The organism is Serratia odorifera, assembly GCF_041448735.1.
Taxonomy (GTDB): domain Bacteria; phylum Pseudomonadota; class Gammaproteobacteria; order Enterobacterales; family Enterobacteriaceae; genus Serratia_F; species Serratia_F odorifera.
In genome coordinates this window covers 139424-155035 of record NZ_JBGMUT010000003.1, presented here as the reverse complement: position 1 = coordinate 155035, position 15612 = coordinate 139424, and the positions used below count along the sequence as shown (strand labels likewise).

Here is a 15612-nt window from a genome sequence, read left to right as displayed (position 1 = left end):
GGGGCGAAGCGCCGTTGCTTCGCCCCAATACCCTGCTCAGTCCAAGCCGTTGGCTTTTAAAAATCCTTCGCCGCCCAGTTGGCGCATCTGACGCAAAATCCACTGCTGACGCTGTATCACGTAACCGGAAGGCGCATCGGCTTTAAAGCGATGCGGGTTTGGCAACACCGCCGCCAGTAACGCGGCTTCCGACGCGCTGAGACGCTTGGCCGGCTTGTTGAAATAACGCTGCGACGCCTCTTCCACGCCAAAAACGCCATCCCCCAGTTCAACAATGTTGAGATATACCGTCAGAATGCGCCGCTTGGTCCAGACCAGTTCGATACCACCGGTCAGGCCGGCCTCCAGCCCCTTGCGCAACCAGCTGCGGCCGTCCCACAGGAACAGGTTTTTGGCCGTCTGCTGAGACAGCGTCGAGGCGCCGCGAATGCGCGTCGGACGTCGCTCGTTGTGATCGAGCGCTTTTTCGATGGCGGCCACATCGAAGCCCCAATGTTCGGGAAACTTCTGATCCTCCGCCGCCATCACCGCCAGCGCCATCGTGGGCGAGATTTCATCCATCGATACCCAATCGGAATGCGCGACATAACCGAAATCCCCCTGCAACCAGGCACCGATCTGCCGTTCGATCATCACCGCGGAAAACGGCACCGGCAGAAAGGCAAATAGCACTATCCCCGCCAGCCACAGGCCGATAACCGCGAGGACGCCACGCTTGAACCAAAGCCACGGCAGGAGAAAAAGCGATTTACGCCCCGATTTCCTCATTCGCTCAGTTCCAGCACTCGTGAAACCAGCTTATCAATACCGCTTGCCGCTTCGGCGATCGATTGCGCCAACATGTATGCCGGGGTGGTCACCACTTTGTTTTCAATGTCGACCACAATGTCATCAACCGGACAAATCACCGGCTCACCGCCCATGGCATCAATAACCTCGCCCAGATCGGGATCGTTACCAATGGTCAGACGCACCTGGTGATCCAGTATTTTTGGCAACAGCGCCGGTGAAATACACATAAAACCAATTGGTTTATTTGCCTTATGCATTTGACGTGTAAGATTTGCCAAATCCATGTCAACGTCGCACTCCTGCCCTTGTGCCGCAAAGCTGCTGAGGTTCTTGGCTGCGCCGAACCCACCTGGCACGATCAACGCATCCAGCTGCGCGGCGTCCGCCGCGGAAAGCGGCTGTATCTTTCCGCGCGCGATACGGGCGGACTCAACCAACACGTTGCGCTGCTCGCTGACTTCATCGCCAGATAAATGATTAATTACATGCAGTTGTGGCTTATCCGGTGCAAAGCACACCGCCTGCACTCCCGCACGGTCCAATGCCAGCAGCGTCAGCACCGCTTCGTGGATTTCCGTACCGTCGTAAACCCCACAACCGCTCAGTACCACCCCGACCTGTTTCATCGCCCTTCTCCTCATCAATACTGTCAACGGGTTTGCGTTCTGAGTTGACAAACACTAATCTACATCACACATTTTAATGAATCTTCTAACATGAAAGCTTACATTTGCTATGTTGTTGGCTGTATGATGTTTAGGAATTCATTACAACCTGCTCGACCAGAACACTGAAAACCAATACGCAGGTCACGATTTCCCTGGTGTTGGCGCAATATTCGCGCACCCCGGCCTAGGTCGGGGTCATTTTTTTTCAGCGTTCTCAACCCACGCACGCAGTACCGCCACGTCGTTAGGCCATTCCTGTTTCAGTTCGTCGACCCAGTCCTGTACGTTGTCCCACCATGCCGGTAACGTTGGCGTCTGGATTTGCTGCGCCAATTGCTGCAGGTGACGCAAACCAACCGACCCGGCGGCGCCCTTGATCTTGTGCCCTTCCTCGGCGATGCCTTTCTGATCGCGAGCGGTCATGTTGGAATCCAGTACCGCCAGATAACCTGGCATCATTTGTTCGAACATCTCCAGGCTTTGGTGAATCAGCTGTGGCCCAACCAGATCCATGTACTGTTCCAGCATGGCGGTATCCAGTAACGATTCATTAATCTGCATCGCTTTGTGCTCCAGTTTTTTTGTCGCATGAGAAGGTTGATGGCCCCAGTAACGGGTGATCATCGTGGTCAGAGCCGGCACCGAGAGCGGTTTGCTCAGCACATCGTCCATACCCGCATCCAGGTACTCTTTCTTGTCTTTCAGCACGTTGGCCGTCAGCGCAATCAGCGGCGGCAGCGCCTGGCCGGCATAGCGCTGATGCAACTCACGCGCGATATCCAGCCCGGTCATGTCCGGCAACTGGATATCCAGCAACACCAGATCGAACTCGTCGGGATCGAACATCGCCAGCGCCTGCGCGCCGTTCATCGCCACCTCGACGCTGTTGCCCAGTTTTTCCAGCACCGAGCGCGCCACAATCACGTTCAATTCGATGTCCTCAACCAGCAGGATGTGCAGCGCCGGCAACGGCAGCGGCTCCTCGGTGTGCGCGGCGGCGACTTCCTGTTGCACCGCTGGTGCCTTAATCGTCAGGGTAAAGCAAGAACCATGCCCCAGACGGCTGTTAACCGTGATATCGCCGCCCATGCTCTGTGCCAGTCGCTTGGAAACCGCCAGGCCGATACCGGTGCCGGTTGCCGGACGCCCACCGCGCTGATCTTTGACCTGATAGTACATGGCGAAGATTTTGTCCTGCTCATCCTGTGGAATGCCCATGCCGGAGTCTTCAACCTCAAATACCAGCTTTTCCTGCCCATCCCGGCGCACACGCACCACGATTTGCCCCTGTTGAGTGAACTTCACCGCGTTACCGATCAGGTTCCACAGGATTTGGCGCAGGCGCGTGCCGTCGGTAATAACCTGCTGCGGCAGCGGTTGCTGAGGATCCAGCACGAACTGCAGGCCCTTCGGCTGAGCCAGCAGACCGGACAGGTTTTCCAGATCGGCAAGGAAACCAGTAAAATCAACCGGTTGATTATCGAGCTGTACCTTGCGGCGCTCCAGCTTGTCCATCTCGATAATATCGTTAAAGATATTGCCGAGGGTGATGGCGCTGACGTGAATGGTTTTCAGGTATTTGAGCTGTTCATCGTCGAGCTCGGTATCGAGCAGTATGCGACTCAGGCCGACAATGCCATTAAGCGGCGTACGAAGCTCGTGGCTGATCGTTGAGATAAAGGTAGTCTTGTCCCTGCTGGCGTTCTCCAACGCGTCCTGATAGCGCTTACGCTCGGTTATATCGCGTCCGAAGCCCATCAGCCCGTGGCGTTTGCCCACCCGATCGTAAAACGGCACTTTACGCAGCTCGAAACAGGCTTTGCGACCATCCGGGTACACCAGCCACTGTTCATAGGTCAGCGAGACGTTATGGCGGAACACCTTTTCGTCGGTTTCGATCACTTTGTCGGCGATATCCTGCTCATACACATCGTATGGCGTCAGGCCGATCAGCTGTTTCTCGCTTTTGCCGGTCAGCAGTTCCATGGCACGGTTGCAGCCGGAAAACTCTTTGTCTTCATTACGGTAGTAAACCAGATCCGGCGAAGCGTCGAGGAAGGAGCGCAGCAGCGCCGACTGTTGCCCCAGCTCAATCTGCGCCAGCTCGCGCTGTTCCATCTCTTCTTTCAGCTTGTCCATCACCTGCAAACGCGCTTCTTCTGCCTTGATGCGATCGGCAATTTCCTGATTGAGCTGGGTAATGTTGTCCTTCAGTTGCTGATTCAATTGCAAATCGCGGTGACGCATTTCTTCCAGCTTGTCCACTAGCCGCGCCAGTCGCTGGCGTGACTCCTCCAGTTGCTCCACCACCACCGACAGAAAATAGACCGCCCAGGGGGTGATCAACAGCCCGAAGAAGATTGAGCGCACGACGTCGATGCTTTCAACTTCGCCACGCAGCAGCATGGTCACCGCCATCTGGACGATCATCGCCAGCACCACCAACGCCGACGCCAGCAACAGTGAGAAGCGCACCAGCCCCAGCTTCACCATCAGATCAACGTAGTACTGGGCCAATACCCGGATTTGCTTCATAAACCGCTCCCGACAGACATAGGGGGTAAATCATACCGCAAATAGCCGCATCGCTGCGATTAGCGCAATGGAAGTGTGAAAAAGCCGGCAAATCAGCTCAGACAGGGGCGTAGCGCAACGCCGCCGCCAGCGCGGCACCTTGTCCGCCGTGACGTAACAGATAGCTACCGACCGCCTGCATGCCGCTCCAGCGGTTTTCGCACCATAATGGTGCCAACAACGTCGGCCGGCGCGCATAGGCAGACAGACGATGAAACACCACGTCGCGCGGCGTATGGCGGATCATTTCACCGGCGCTGGCGGCATAGTCCTCCAGCGTCAGTACCGGCTGACGCCCGGCCTGCCAGGCGCGCGCCAGGATACTGCCGGCCACCACCTGCAGCGGATGCAGTTTGATGCCGTCTACGCCTGCGGCTACTACCGCCACAAGCGTCGCCAGATGATCGGCCGGCGTTTCGCCCGGCAGGCCGACAATCAGATGGCAGCAGACCTTCAGGCCACGTTCGCGCGCTCGCCGCGCGGTCTGTTGGTAACAGCAGAAATCATGCCCGCGATTGATGCGTTTCAGCGTTTTATCGTGTGCGGTCTGCAACCCCAGTTCGAGCCATACTTCATACCCCTGGGCACGGTAGCCGGCCAACAGATCGAGCGCTGCCTCCGGTACGCAGTCCGGTCGGGTACCGACGCAGATGCCCACCATGTTCGCCTGCTCAAGCGCCTGCCGATACAGGCTTTCCAGCAGCGCCACCTCGGCATAGGTACTGGTATAGGCCTGAAAATAGGCCAGATAGCGTTTGGCGCGATTGACCTTGCCAGCCTGCGCCGCCAGCTGTTCGGCGATGGTTTGCCGGCGCATTTGCTCATCGGCGAACGACGCCACATTGCAAAAGGTGCAGCCGCCGCGCCCTACGGTGCCATCGCGGTTTGGGCAGTTGAAACCACCGTGCAGCGTGAGTTTATGGACCTTTTCGCCATGACGGCGTTGAAGATCGGCACCAAACATATTGACTAATTGTGGCAACTGCATAATCTTGGTGTTTCTCTGTGTTCAAAGCCGCGATGCTAATTAGAAACGGCTTTTCCTGCGATGACAGAGATCAACGCTTTTCTTCAAAGGCCTCACTAGGCATAACTATTCATTATAAATGCAAATAAAATCACCACACCTGCGATGAATTATTCTAATTTCATAGCAGTGGTTTTGCCCAGTATGACAGACTAATGAAAAATAGTTACAAACAACAAAATAGTCAGATTTACTGGAATAATATTCTGCCATTCCAGCCCGCACTAGCATGGTGCAGAGATCCAGCGGTTGCACTATAGTGAGACAGCTCACATTTCTTCGGCGGTCAGCGCCATGCTGATCCAGGTCAAATAACATTAAAAAACATTATAAATCAAAGAATTAATTACTTTTACCGCCATTTAAAAGGTCCATAAGCCTATATTTGACCTGCGTATTCTTTCTCGATAAGTTGGAAGTCCGCTGGAAGCTTTCTGGACGGGCAAACGACTCGTCATATTTATGCAGTAATTTAAGACTCCCTCTTAAAACAAGTCTTCACCACTTGTGATAACCGTCACGAGAGGCCCTTAACGGAGGGCGGAAAAGCAGATTGGCGTTATGAATACCTCATGGATATATCACGGGTATTCGCCGATTGAGCGTCTGCCCAAGCGCGTTAAGCCGCTCGTGCACCGGTTGTGAGAGTCACGCAGAGCCTGGGGAGGTTCACTGATATGTTGTACGACAAATCCCTAGAGAGGGACAACTGTGGTTTCGGCCTGATCGCCCACATAGAAGGCGAACCTAGCCATAAGGTAGTGCGTACCGCTATTCACGCACTGGCCCGTATGCAGCACCGTGGCGCAATTCTTGCTGACGGCAAGACTGGCGACGGTTGCGGCCTGTTATTGCAAAAGCCCGATCGCTTTTTCCGCATGGTTGCCGAAGAGCGCGGCTGGCGCTTAGCCAAGAATTATGCCGTCGGCATGATGTTCCTCAGTCAGGACGAGGAACAGGCTCGTGCCAGCCGCCGCATTGTGGAAGAAGAACTGCAAAACGAAACGCTGTCGATCGTCGGCTGGCGTGAAGTACCGACCAACCCGGACGTACTGGGTGAAATTGCGCTCTCTTCCCTGCCGCGTATTGAACAGATTTTTGTTAATGCCCCGGCCGGCTGGCGTCCGCGCGACATGGAGCGCCGCCTGTTTGTGGCACGCCGCCGCATTGAAAAACGCGTGCAAGAGGTGCAGGACGACAGCTTCTACGTCTGCAGCTTCTCCAACCTGGTGACGATCTACAAAGGCCTGTGCATGCCGGCGGATCTGCCGCGCTTTTATCTGGATCTGGCAGATTTGCGCCTGGAATCGGCCATTTGCCTGTTCCACCAGCGCTTTTCCACCAATACCGTGCCACGCTGGCCGCTGGCGCAACCGTTTCGCTATCTGGCGCACAACGGCGAGATCAACACCATCACCGGTAACCGTCAGTGGGCGCGCGCCCGTACCTATAAATTCCAGACGCCGCTGATCCCGGATTTGCAATCTGCGGCGCCTTTCGTCAACGAAACCGGTTCCGACTCCAGCTCGCTGGACAACATGCTGGAACTGCTGCTGGCAGGCGGGATGGATCTGATCCGCGCCATGCGTCTGCTGGTGCCGCCAGCCTGGCAGAACAACCCTGACATGGACGGCGATCTGCGCGCCTTCTTCGACTTCAACTCGATGCACATGGAACCGTGGGACGGCCCGGCGGGCATCGTCATGTCCGATGGCCGCTACGCCGCCTGTAACCTTGACCGTAACGGTCTGCGCCCGGCGCGCTATGTCATCACCAAAGACAAGCTGATCACCTGCGCGTCGGAAGTCGGCATCTGGGATTATCAACCGGACGAAGTGGTCGAAAAAGGCCGCGTTGGCCCCGGCGAACTGATGGTGATCGACACCCGCAGCGGCCGTATTCTGCACTCTGCCGAAACCGACAACGATCTGAAGAGCCGCCATCCTTACAAAGAGTGGATGGAGAAAAACGTCAAGCGGCTGGTGCCGTTCGAAGACCTGCCGGAAGACCAGGTCGGCAGCCGCGAGCTGGACGACGCTACGCTGGAAACCTACCAGAAGCAGTTCGGCTACAGCAGCGAAGAGCTCGATCAGGTGATCCGCGTGTTGGGCGAGATTGGCCAGGAAGCTACCGGTTCAATGGGCGACGATACCCCCTTCGCCGTGCTCTCCAGCCGTCCGCGTATCATTTATGATTACTTCCGCCAGCAGTTCGCCCAGGTCACCAACCCGCCGATCGATCCACTACGCGAAGCGCATGTGATGTCACTGGCGACCAGTATCGGCCGTGAAATGAACGTGTTTTGCGAGGCCGAAGGCCAGGCACACCGTCTGAGCTTTAAATCGCCAATTCTGCTGTATTCGGACTTCAAACAGCTCACTACGCTGGAAGGCGAATACTATCGCGCCGACACGCTGGATCTGACCTTCGATCCGGCAGAGCAGGATCTGGAGCAGAAGATCCGCGCCCTGTGCGATGAAGCGGAACGCAAGGTACGCGACGGCGCAGTGCTGCTGGTGTTGTCCGATCGCGCCATTGCACCGAACCGTTTGCCAGTACCGGCACCGATGGCCGTGGGCGCGGTACAGACCCGTCTGGTTGAAAAAAGCCTGCGCTGCGATGCCAATATCATCGTTGAAACCGCCAGCGCCCGCGATCCGCACCACTTTGCCGTGCTGTTGGGCTTTGGCGCTACCGCCATCTACCCGTACCTGGCTTATGAAACACTGGCCAAACTGGTGGACAGCCAGGCGATCGACAAAAAATACCGCGACGTGATGCTCAACTACCGCAACGGCATCAACAAGGGGCTGTACAAGATCATGTCCAAAATGGGCATTTCGACCGTAGCCTCTTACCGCTGCTCCAAACTGTTTGAAGCCGTTGGCCTGCATCGCGATCTGTCCGACCTGTGTTTCCAGGGCGTGGTCAGCCGCATCAGCGGAGCCAGCTTCAGCGACTTCCAGCAGGATCTGCAAAACCTGTCCAAGCGCGCCTGGCTCAAGCGCAAGCCGCTGGATCAGGGCGGCCTGCTGAAGTTCGTCCACGGCGGCGAATATCATGCCTATAACCCGGACGTGGTCAACACGCTGCAAAAAGCAGTGCACAGCGGCGAATACGCCGATTACCAGGCTTACGCCAAGCTGGTTAACCAGCGTCCGGTGGCCATGCTGCGCGATCTGCTGGCCATTACGCCAAAAGGCGCGCCAATCCCGGTAGATCAGGTTGAACCGGCAGAATCGCTGTTCGGCCGTTTTGATACCGCGGCAATGTCGATCGGCGCCCTCAGCCCGGAAGCTCACGAGTCATTGGCCATCGCCATGAATAGCCTCGGCGGCTTCTCCAACTCCGGCGAAGGCGGCGAAGACCCGGCGCGTTACCGCACCAACAAAGTGTCGCGCATCAAACAGGTTGCGTCCGGCCGCTTCGGCGTGACTCCGGCCTATCTGGTTAACGCCGACGTGATCCAGATTAAGGTCGCTCAGGGAGCGAAACCGGGCGAAGGCGGTCAGTTGCCGGGCGACAAGGTCACACCGTACATCGCCAAGCTGCGCTATTCGGTACCGGGTGTAACGCTGATTTCCCCGCCGCCGCACCACGATATCTATTCGATTGAGGATCTGGCCCAGCTGATTTTCGACCTGAAACAGGTCAACCCGAAGGCGGTGATTTCGGTCAAACTGGTGTCCGAACCGGGCGTTGGTACCATCGCGACCGGCGTGGCCAAGGCCTATGCCGACCTGATCACCATCGCCGGCTACGACGGCGGCACCGGCGCCAGCCCACTGTCTTCCGTCAAATACGCCGGCTGTCCGTGGGAACTCGGCCTGGTAGAAACTCAGCAGGCGCTGGTAGCCAACGGTCTGCGTCACAAGATCCGCCTGCAGGTTGATGGCGGTCTGAAGACCGGCGTCGACATCGTCAAAGCCGCGATCCTCGGCGCGGAAAGCTTCGGCTTCGGCACCGGACCAATGGTAGCGCTCGGCTGTAAATACCTGCGTATCTGCCACCTGAACAACTGCGCCACCGGCGTAGCCACTCAGGATGAAAAACTGCGCCGTGACCATTATCACGGCTTGCCGGAACGCGTGACCAATTACTTCCAGTTTATCGCACGGGAAACCCGCGAGATCATGGCGTCGCTGGGGGTCAGCCAACTGGTGGATCTGATTGGCCGCACCGAGTTCCTCACCGAACTGGACGGCATTTCCGCCAAGCAGAACAAGCTGGATCTGTCGCCGTTGCTGCAAACCGCTACGCCGCATCCGGGCAAGGCGGTGTATTGCACCGAAAGCAGCAACCCGGCGTTCGACCGCGGTCTGCTGAATAAAGAGCTGCTGGCACAGGCTGAACCGTTTATCGAAGCGAAACACAGCAAGACGTTCTACTTTGATATTCGCAACACCGACCGTTCAGTGGGGGCAACGCTGTCCGGCGCAATTGCTGCGGTACATGGCGATCAGGGTATGGCGGCGGATCCGATCAAGGCGCACTTCTCCGGCACCGCCGGCCAGAGCTTCGGCGTATGGAACGCCGGCGGCGTTGAGCTGACCCTGACCGGCGACGCCAACGACTATGTCGGCAAGGGCATGGCTGGCGGCAGCATCGCCGTTCGTCCACCGGTCGGCTCCGCCTTCCGCAGTTTTGAGGCCAGCATCATCGGCAATACCTGCCTGTATGGCGCCACCGGCGGCAAGCTGTTCGCCGCTGGCCGTGCGGGCGAACGTTTTGCGGTGCGCAACTCCGGTGCCATCACCGTCGTTGAAGGCATCGGCGATAATGGCTGCGAATATATGACCGGCGGCATCGTCTGTGTGCTGGGCAAAACCGGCATCAACTTTGGTGCCGGCATGACCGGCGGCTTTGCCTACGTATTGGATGAAGACGGTGAATTCCGTAAACGCGTGAACCCGGAGCTGGTAGAGGTATTGGACGTCGATCAGTTGGCGATCCATGAAGAACACCTGCGAGGCCTGATTACCGAGCACGTGCAGGCGACCGGCTCTGCACGCGCCGAGGAAATTCTGGCCAACTGGCCGGAATGGGCGTCGAAGTTCGCGCTGGTCAAGCCGAAGTCCAGTGATGTGAAGGCATTATTGGGTCACCGTAGTCGTTCCGCAGCCGAGCTGCGGGTTCAGGCGCAGTAAGAGGTCATCAATGAGTCAGAATGTGTATCAATTTATCGACTTGCAGCGCGTTGATCCGCCAAAGAAACCGCTGAAGATCCGTAAAATTGAGTTTGTAGAGATTTACGAGCCGTTTTCGGAAACCCAGGCGAAAGCGCAGGCAGACCGTTGCCTGTCGTGCGGCAACCCTTACTGCGAATGGAAGTGTCCAGTTCACAACTACATTCCGAACTGGCTGAAGCTGGCTAACGAGGGTCGCATCATGGAGGCGGCGGATCTGGCACACCAGACCAACAGCCTGCCGGAAGTCTGCGGCCGCGTGTGTCCCCAGGATCGTCTGTGCGAGGGGTCATGTACCCTGAACGACGAATTCGGCGCAGTGACCATCGGCAATATCGAACGCTATATCAGCGATAAAGCAATCGAGATGGGCTGGAAACCCGATATGTCGCACGTGCAGCCGACCGGCAAGCGCGTGGCAATCATCGGTGCCGGCCCGGCCGGCCTGGCCTGTGCCGACGTACTGACCCGCAACGGCGTGAAAGCGGTGGTTTACGATCGTCACCCCGAGATCGGCGGCCTGCTGACCTTCGGCATTCCGGCCTTCAAGCTGGAAAAAGAGGTAATGGTCAAACGCCGTCACATCTTCAGTGAGATGGGCATCGAGTTCCAGCTCAATACCGAAGTCGGCAAAGACGTCACCATGGATGCGCTGTTGAACGACTACGACGCGGTGTTCCTTGGGGTCGGCACCTACCAATCGATGCGCGGTGGACTGGACAACGAAGACGCGCCGGGGGTGTACGACGCGCTGCCGTTCCTGATTGCCAATACCAAGCAGCTGATGGGTTACGACGCCAGCGTGCAGGAGCCCTACGTCAGTATGGAAGGCAAACGCGTGGTGGTGCTGGGCGGTGGTGATACCGCCATGGACTGCGTGCGGACCTCGATTCGTCAAGGCGCTACGCAGGTCACCTGCGCCTACCGTCGTGACGAAGTCAACATGCCGGGCTCCAAGCGTGAAGTCAAAAACGCCCGCGAGGAAGGGGTTGAGTTCAAATTCAACCTGCAACCGCTGAGCATCGAACTCAACAGCGCCGGCCGCGTTGCCGGCGTTAAGATGGTGCGTACTCAGCTGGGTGCGCCAGATGCCAATGGCCGCCAGGTCGCCGAGCAGGTACCGGGCTCCGAGCACGTTCTTGACGCCGATGCGGTGGTCATGGCGTTTGGCTTCCGCCCGCACCAGATGGATTGGCTGGCGGCCCACGACGTGCAATTGGATAAGCAGGGGCGCATCGTCGCACAGGAAGGTATCGAAAACGCCTTCCAGACCAGCAACCCGAAAATCTTTGCCGGCGGTGATGCGGTGCGCGGCTCGGATCTGGTGGTCACGGCGATTGCCGAAGGGCGCAAGGCTGCCGACGGCATCCTCAACTATCTGGAAGTGTAATCGCCCGCGCTGCCCGGCCTATGCCGGGCGTTACATGGCGCCGTCGGGTCTCGCTTACCAGCATAAAAAAAGGTACAGCCATGCTGTACCTTTTTCTTTTTGCGCTAACGTTACTTGACGACGCGCAATGCCGGGCGACCACCGCGCGGTGGCTGTGGCGGCTCGTCATCCGGATCACGATCGTCACCGGCGTCCGGACGATCGCCGTCAATCACCGACATCAGGCTTTCGGACGGCACTGTCTCGTTGTCCAGCCCCTCAAAGGTGCCTTCAGCTTCATACGCGGCTTCCGGTTCGAACATGGTGCCGGCGCCGTTTTCACGCGCGTAAATCGCCAGTACTGCGGCCATTGGCACCAGTACCTGGCGCGGTACGCCGCCAAAGCGCGCGTTGAAGCTCACGTCGTTATCACCCAGTTGCAGATTGCCCACCGCACGCGGCGCAATGTTCAGCACAATCTGGCCGTCGCGCGCGAACTCCATCGGCACCTGCACATCGGGGCGCGTAACATCAACCACCAGATGCGGCGTCAGCTGGTTGTCGAGCAACCAGTCATAGAACGCGCGTAACAGGTAGGGACGGCGCGGTGTCATCTGGGACATATCCATGCTGCTTAGCCCCGAGTTTGCAGGCGCATTTCGCGCTCGGCTTCGGTCAGGGAGGCCAGGAACGCATCGCGCTCGAATACGCGAGTCATGTAACCTTTCAGCTCTTTGGAGCCAGCACCGTTCAGCTCGATGCCCATCTGCGGCAAACGCCACAGCAACGGCGCCAGGTAGCAATCGACCAGGCTGAATTCATCGCTGAGGAAATACGGCTTGATATTGAATACCGGTGCGATTTCGATCAGCGTTTCACGCAGCTGCTTGCGCGCCGCCTCGGCTTCCTGGCCGGTGCCACGCTCGATTTTGTACATCAGCGTATACCAGTCTTTCTCGATACGCTGCATCCACAGGCGGCTTTCGCCACGTGCCACCGGGTAAACCGGCATCAACGGCGGGTGCGGGAAGCGCTCATCAAGGTATTCCATGATGATGCGGGATTCATACAGGGTCAGCTCGCGATCGACCAGCGTTGGTACCGTTTGGTAAGGATTGAGGTCAATCAGATCCTGCGGCAGGTTATCCATCTCAACCTGCTCAATCTCGACGCTGACACCTTTCTCCGCCAGTACGATACGTACTTGATGGCTAAAAATGTCGGTCGGGCCAGAAAACAGCGTCATTACCGAACGTTTGTTGGCAGCGACAGCCATGAAAACCTCCAAGTTTATCTAGAAAATACTGCGAATAGCCAACGTCCCTTCACCTTTCATGCCGCAACGATATCGGCTCCCTCATCTCCCCGTCGGCTGACAAGCCAAGCTGCTGGGGATGCATTCGGTCGCCGTCTTGCTGCACCATGAAATCTATCGGGTTACCAGGCTGCTATCCTGAATGATCTTGCCGCAGCCGGCATGCTCGCAGATAAACCTTAGGGTCTGGAATTCGGCCTTGGAGGTAGACTGACGGCAGCTGCTCGGCGAACAGGCGCAAAAGTGGATGATAGTTTACCAGATTTTGCCTGTTTTGTGGGGGATGCGTGGCGATTTCATCGTGATTTGTCTGATATCCCACAGATTTTAATGCAGGAATATTAAATTTGAGGCATAAAAAAACCCGGTGAAACACCGGGTTTTTTGCGTGTATCGTTCTGCCGGAGCAGAAAAATTAACGCTTGGAGAACTGCGGACGACGACGTGCTTTACGCAGACCGACTTTCTTACGTTCAACCTGACGAGCATCACGAGTGACGAAGCCAGCTTTACGCAGTTCAGAACGCAGAGTCTCATCGTACTCCATCAGTGCACGGGTGATACCGTGACGGATCGCACCAGCTTGACCAGAGATGCCACCACCTTTAACGGTGATGTACAGATCCAGTTTGCCAACCATGTCGACCAGTTCCAGCGGTTGACGAACTACCATGCGGGCAGTTTCGCGACCGAAGTACTGTTCCAGGCTGCGCTGGTTGATAACGATGTTACCGTTGCCCGGCTTGATGAAGACGCGAGCGGCGGAGCTTTTGCGGCGACCAGTGCCGTAGTATTGATTTTCAGCCATTGCCATTAATCCCGATTAAATGTCCAGAACTTGCGGTTGCTGTGCCGCGTGATTGTGCTCGGTGCCCGCGTAAACTTTCAGTTTACGGAACATTGCACGACCCAACGGACCCTTTGGCAGCATGCCTTTAACCGCGATTTCAATCACACGCTCAGGACGGCGGGCAATCATCTCTTCAAAGGTCGCTTCTTTGATACCACCGATGTGGCCGGTGTGGTGGTAGTACATCTTGTCGTTACGCTTGTTGCCGGTTACAGCAACTTTTTCAGCGTTCAGAACGATGATGTAATCACCGGTATCAACGTGCGGGGTGTATTCCGCTTTATGCTTGCCGCGCAGACGACGAGCCAGTTCAGTAGCAAGACGGCCTAAAGTTTTACCGTCTGCATCAACAACGTACCAGTCGCGTTTTACGGTTTCTGGTTTAGCTGTAAAAGTTTTCATTAAAAGCTTACCCAATAATTAGTTACACGTTGGTGAACACCCAAACGCTCGAAAACAGTTGAGGCTCACACGACCATCAAGTCCAGCAAACCTACCCCTTCGAATAGCCATTGCCGGCACTATAAAGTTTTTGGGAAAAAAACTTTGTTGTAACGTGGGGTCGCAAGATTATAGAGAAGTCGCTCGCAAAGATCGAACAGTTTTTGAATGGAAATTGCATTTTGCCTACTGGAGCGAGGGCCTCAACGTCGAGACCCTGAATTGTATCACGGCAGATGCGGCAGCTTAAGGTATTCCTCGCTCTGCATTTCCTGCAAACGCGACAGACAGCGCTGATATTCGAACTTGAGGCGCTCCCCCTGATAAATCTCGAACATCGGCGCTTCGGCGGCGATCACCAGTTTGACATGGCGCTCGTAAAACTCGTCAACCAGCGCCAGGAAACGCCGAGCGGTGTTTTCCTTCAACGGCCCCATGATGCGTACGTTGTACAGCATCACGCTGTGATACAACCGCGACAGCGCGATATAGTCCAGTTGGCTGCGGGCGTCTTCGCACAGGGTATGGAAGTCCACCGCCAAGACCCCTTCCACCGCGCGGATCGCCGGTAGCGGCCGGTGATTTATTTGCAAGACCGGTGCCTCTTCCCCGGTCTTGCCCGCCAGCTTGACGAAGATCTGATCCAGCGTCTGCTGCGTCTGCGCATTGAGCGGCGTCAGGTAGAGATGCGCCTGCGTCAGCGTGCGCAGCCGATAATCGATACCGGCGTCAACGTTTAACACGTCGCAATACTGGTTGATCAGATCAATCGCCGGCAGGAAACGCGCCCGCTGCAAACCGTTGCGATACAGATCGTCAGGTGGAATGTTGGAGGTCGCCACCAGCGTGATGCCTCTGGCAAACAGCGCCTGCAGCAACGTTGCCAGCAGCATTGCGTCGGTGATGTCGGAGACGAAAAACTCGTCAAAGCACAGCACGTCAGCCTGCGCCTTGAAGCCGTCGGCGATAATCTCCAGCGGATTTTCCTGGCCCTGCAGTTCGGTCAGTTCCTCATGTACCCGCAGCATAAAACGGTGGAAATGCAGCCGCAGCTTGCGATCGCCCGGCAGGCTGTGAAAAAACATGTCCATCAGCCAGGTTTTACCGCGTCCGACGCCGCCCCACATATACAGGCCCTGTACCGGTGTTTGCGCCGCCGGTTCGCCGCCCTTGCCTAGCCAGCGGCCAAGCTTGCTGCGTAATCCGCCACCTGTGGCCCGGCTTTTCGGCGCCTGCAACAGTTGGTGATAAATGCCGTCCAACCGGCTGATGGCCTGTCGCTGAACCTCATCGGCCTGATACTCGCCCGCGTCCAGCGCCTGCTGGTAACGTGATAACGGTGACTGTGATTGCATGTCTATCTATAATCCCTGACAACGGTAAGAATTTA

11 protein-coding genes are annotated in these 15612 nt (G+C 56.9%); 2 read left to right on the top strand and 9 right to left on the bottom strand.

Annotated features, from left to right (window positions below):
• Positions 1-36: 36 nt before the first annotated feature.
• From mtgA to mnmL, 4 genes are all read right to left on the bottom strand, one after another.
• The gene (mtgA, locus tag ACCC84_RS11190; RefSeq protein WP_004958185.1) at positions 37-768 is read right to left on the bottom strand and encodes a monofunctional biosynthetic peptidoglycan transglycosylase; all 732 of its coding nucleotides are present in this window, start codon (positions 766-768) and stop codon (positions 37-39) included.
• Positions 765-1418 (bottom strand): isoprenoid biosynthesis glyoxalase ElbB, encoded by a 654-nt coding sequence (elbB, locus tag ACCC84_RS11185; protein WP_039991674.1) that lies wholly within the window; start codon positions 1416-1418, stop codon positions 765-767. The genes mtgA and elbB overlap by 4 nt, the downstream gene beginning before the upstream one ends.
• Positions 1419-1655: 237 nt before the next feature.
• Positions 1656-3995, bottom strand: a complete 2340-nt coding sequence (gene arcB / locus ACCC84_RS11180; RefSeq protein WP_371901911.1) for an aerobic respiration two-component sensor histidine kinase ArcB — start codon at positions 3993-3995, stop codon at positions 1656-1658.
• Positions 3996-4092: 97 nt separating this feature from the next.
• Entirely contained in the window at positions 4093-5022 is a 930-nt protein-coding gene (gene mnmL / locus ACCC84_RS11175; RefSeq protein ID WP_004958179.1) for a tRNA modification radical SAM protein MnmL/YtqA, read from the bottom strand.
• 716 nt (positions 5023-5738) lie between these two features.
• On the opposite strand from mnmL, the gene gltB reads away from it, so the two are divergent.
• On the top strand, positions 5739-10208 hold the full coding sequence (gltB, locus tag ACCC84_RS11170) for a glutamate synthase large subunit (RefSeq protein ID WP_004958175.1): 4470 nt from the start codon (positions 5739-5741) through the stop codon (positions 10206-10208).
• 10 nt (positions 10209-10218) lie between these two features.
• A complete protein-coding gene (locus ACCC84_RS11165) occupies positions 10219-11637 on the top strand; it encodes a glutamate synthase small subunit (RefSeq protein WP_004958173.1) in 1419 nt (472 codons plus the stop codon).
• Between the two features lie 110 nt (positions 11638-11747).
• Here ACCC84_RS11165 and sspB read toward each other — a convergent pair whose 3' ends face one another.
• From sspB to zapE, 5 genes are all read right to left on the bottom strand, one after another.
• Positions 11748-12245, bottom strand: a complete 498-nt coding sequence (sspB, locus tag ACCC84_RS11160) for a ClpXP protease specificity-enhancing factor (RefSeq protein ID WP_198773885.1) — start codon at positions 12243-12245, stop codon at positions 11748-11750.
• Positions 12246-12250: 5 nt separating this feature from the next.
• A complete protein-coding gene (sspA, locus tag ACCC84_RS11155) occupies positions 12251-12892 on the bottom strand; it encodes a stringent starvation protein SspA (protein WP_004958168.1) in 642 nt (213 codons plus the stop codon).
• A gap of 454 nt (positions 12893-13346) precedes the next feature.
• Positions 13347-13739: a 30S ribosomal protein S9 gene (rpsI, locus tag ACCC84_RS11150; protein WP_004937080.1), complete on the bottom strand. Its 393-nt coding sequence runs from the start codon at positions 13737-13739 to the stop codon at positions 13347-13349.
• 15 nt (positions 13740-13754) lie between these two features.
• A complete protein-coding gene (gene rplM / locus ACCC84_RS11145; RefSeq protein ID WP_004958166.1) occupies positions 13755-14183 on the bottom strand; it encodes a 50S ribosomal protein L13 in 429 nt (142 codons plus the stop codon).
• Positions 14184-14449: 266 nt separating this feature from the next.
• Entirely contained in the window at positions 14450-15577 is a 1128-nt protein-coding gene (zapE, locus tag ACCC84_RS11140; RefSeq protein WP_004958163.1) for a cell division protein ZapE, read from the bottom strand.
• Between the last annotated feature and the right edge of the window lie 35 nt (positions 15578-15612).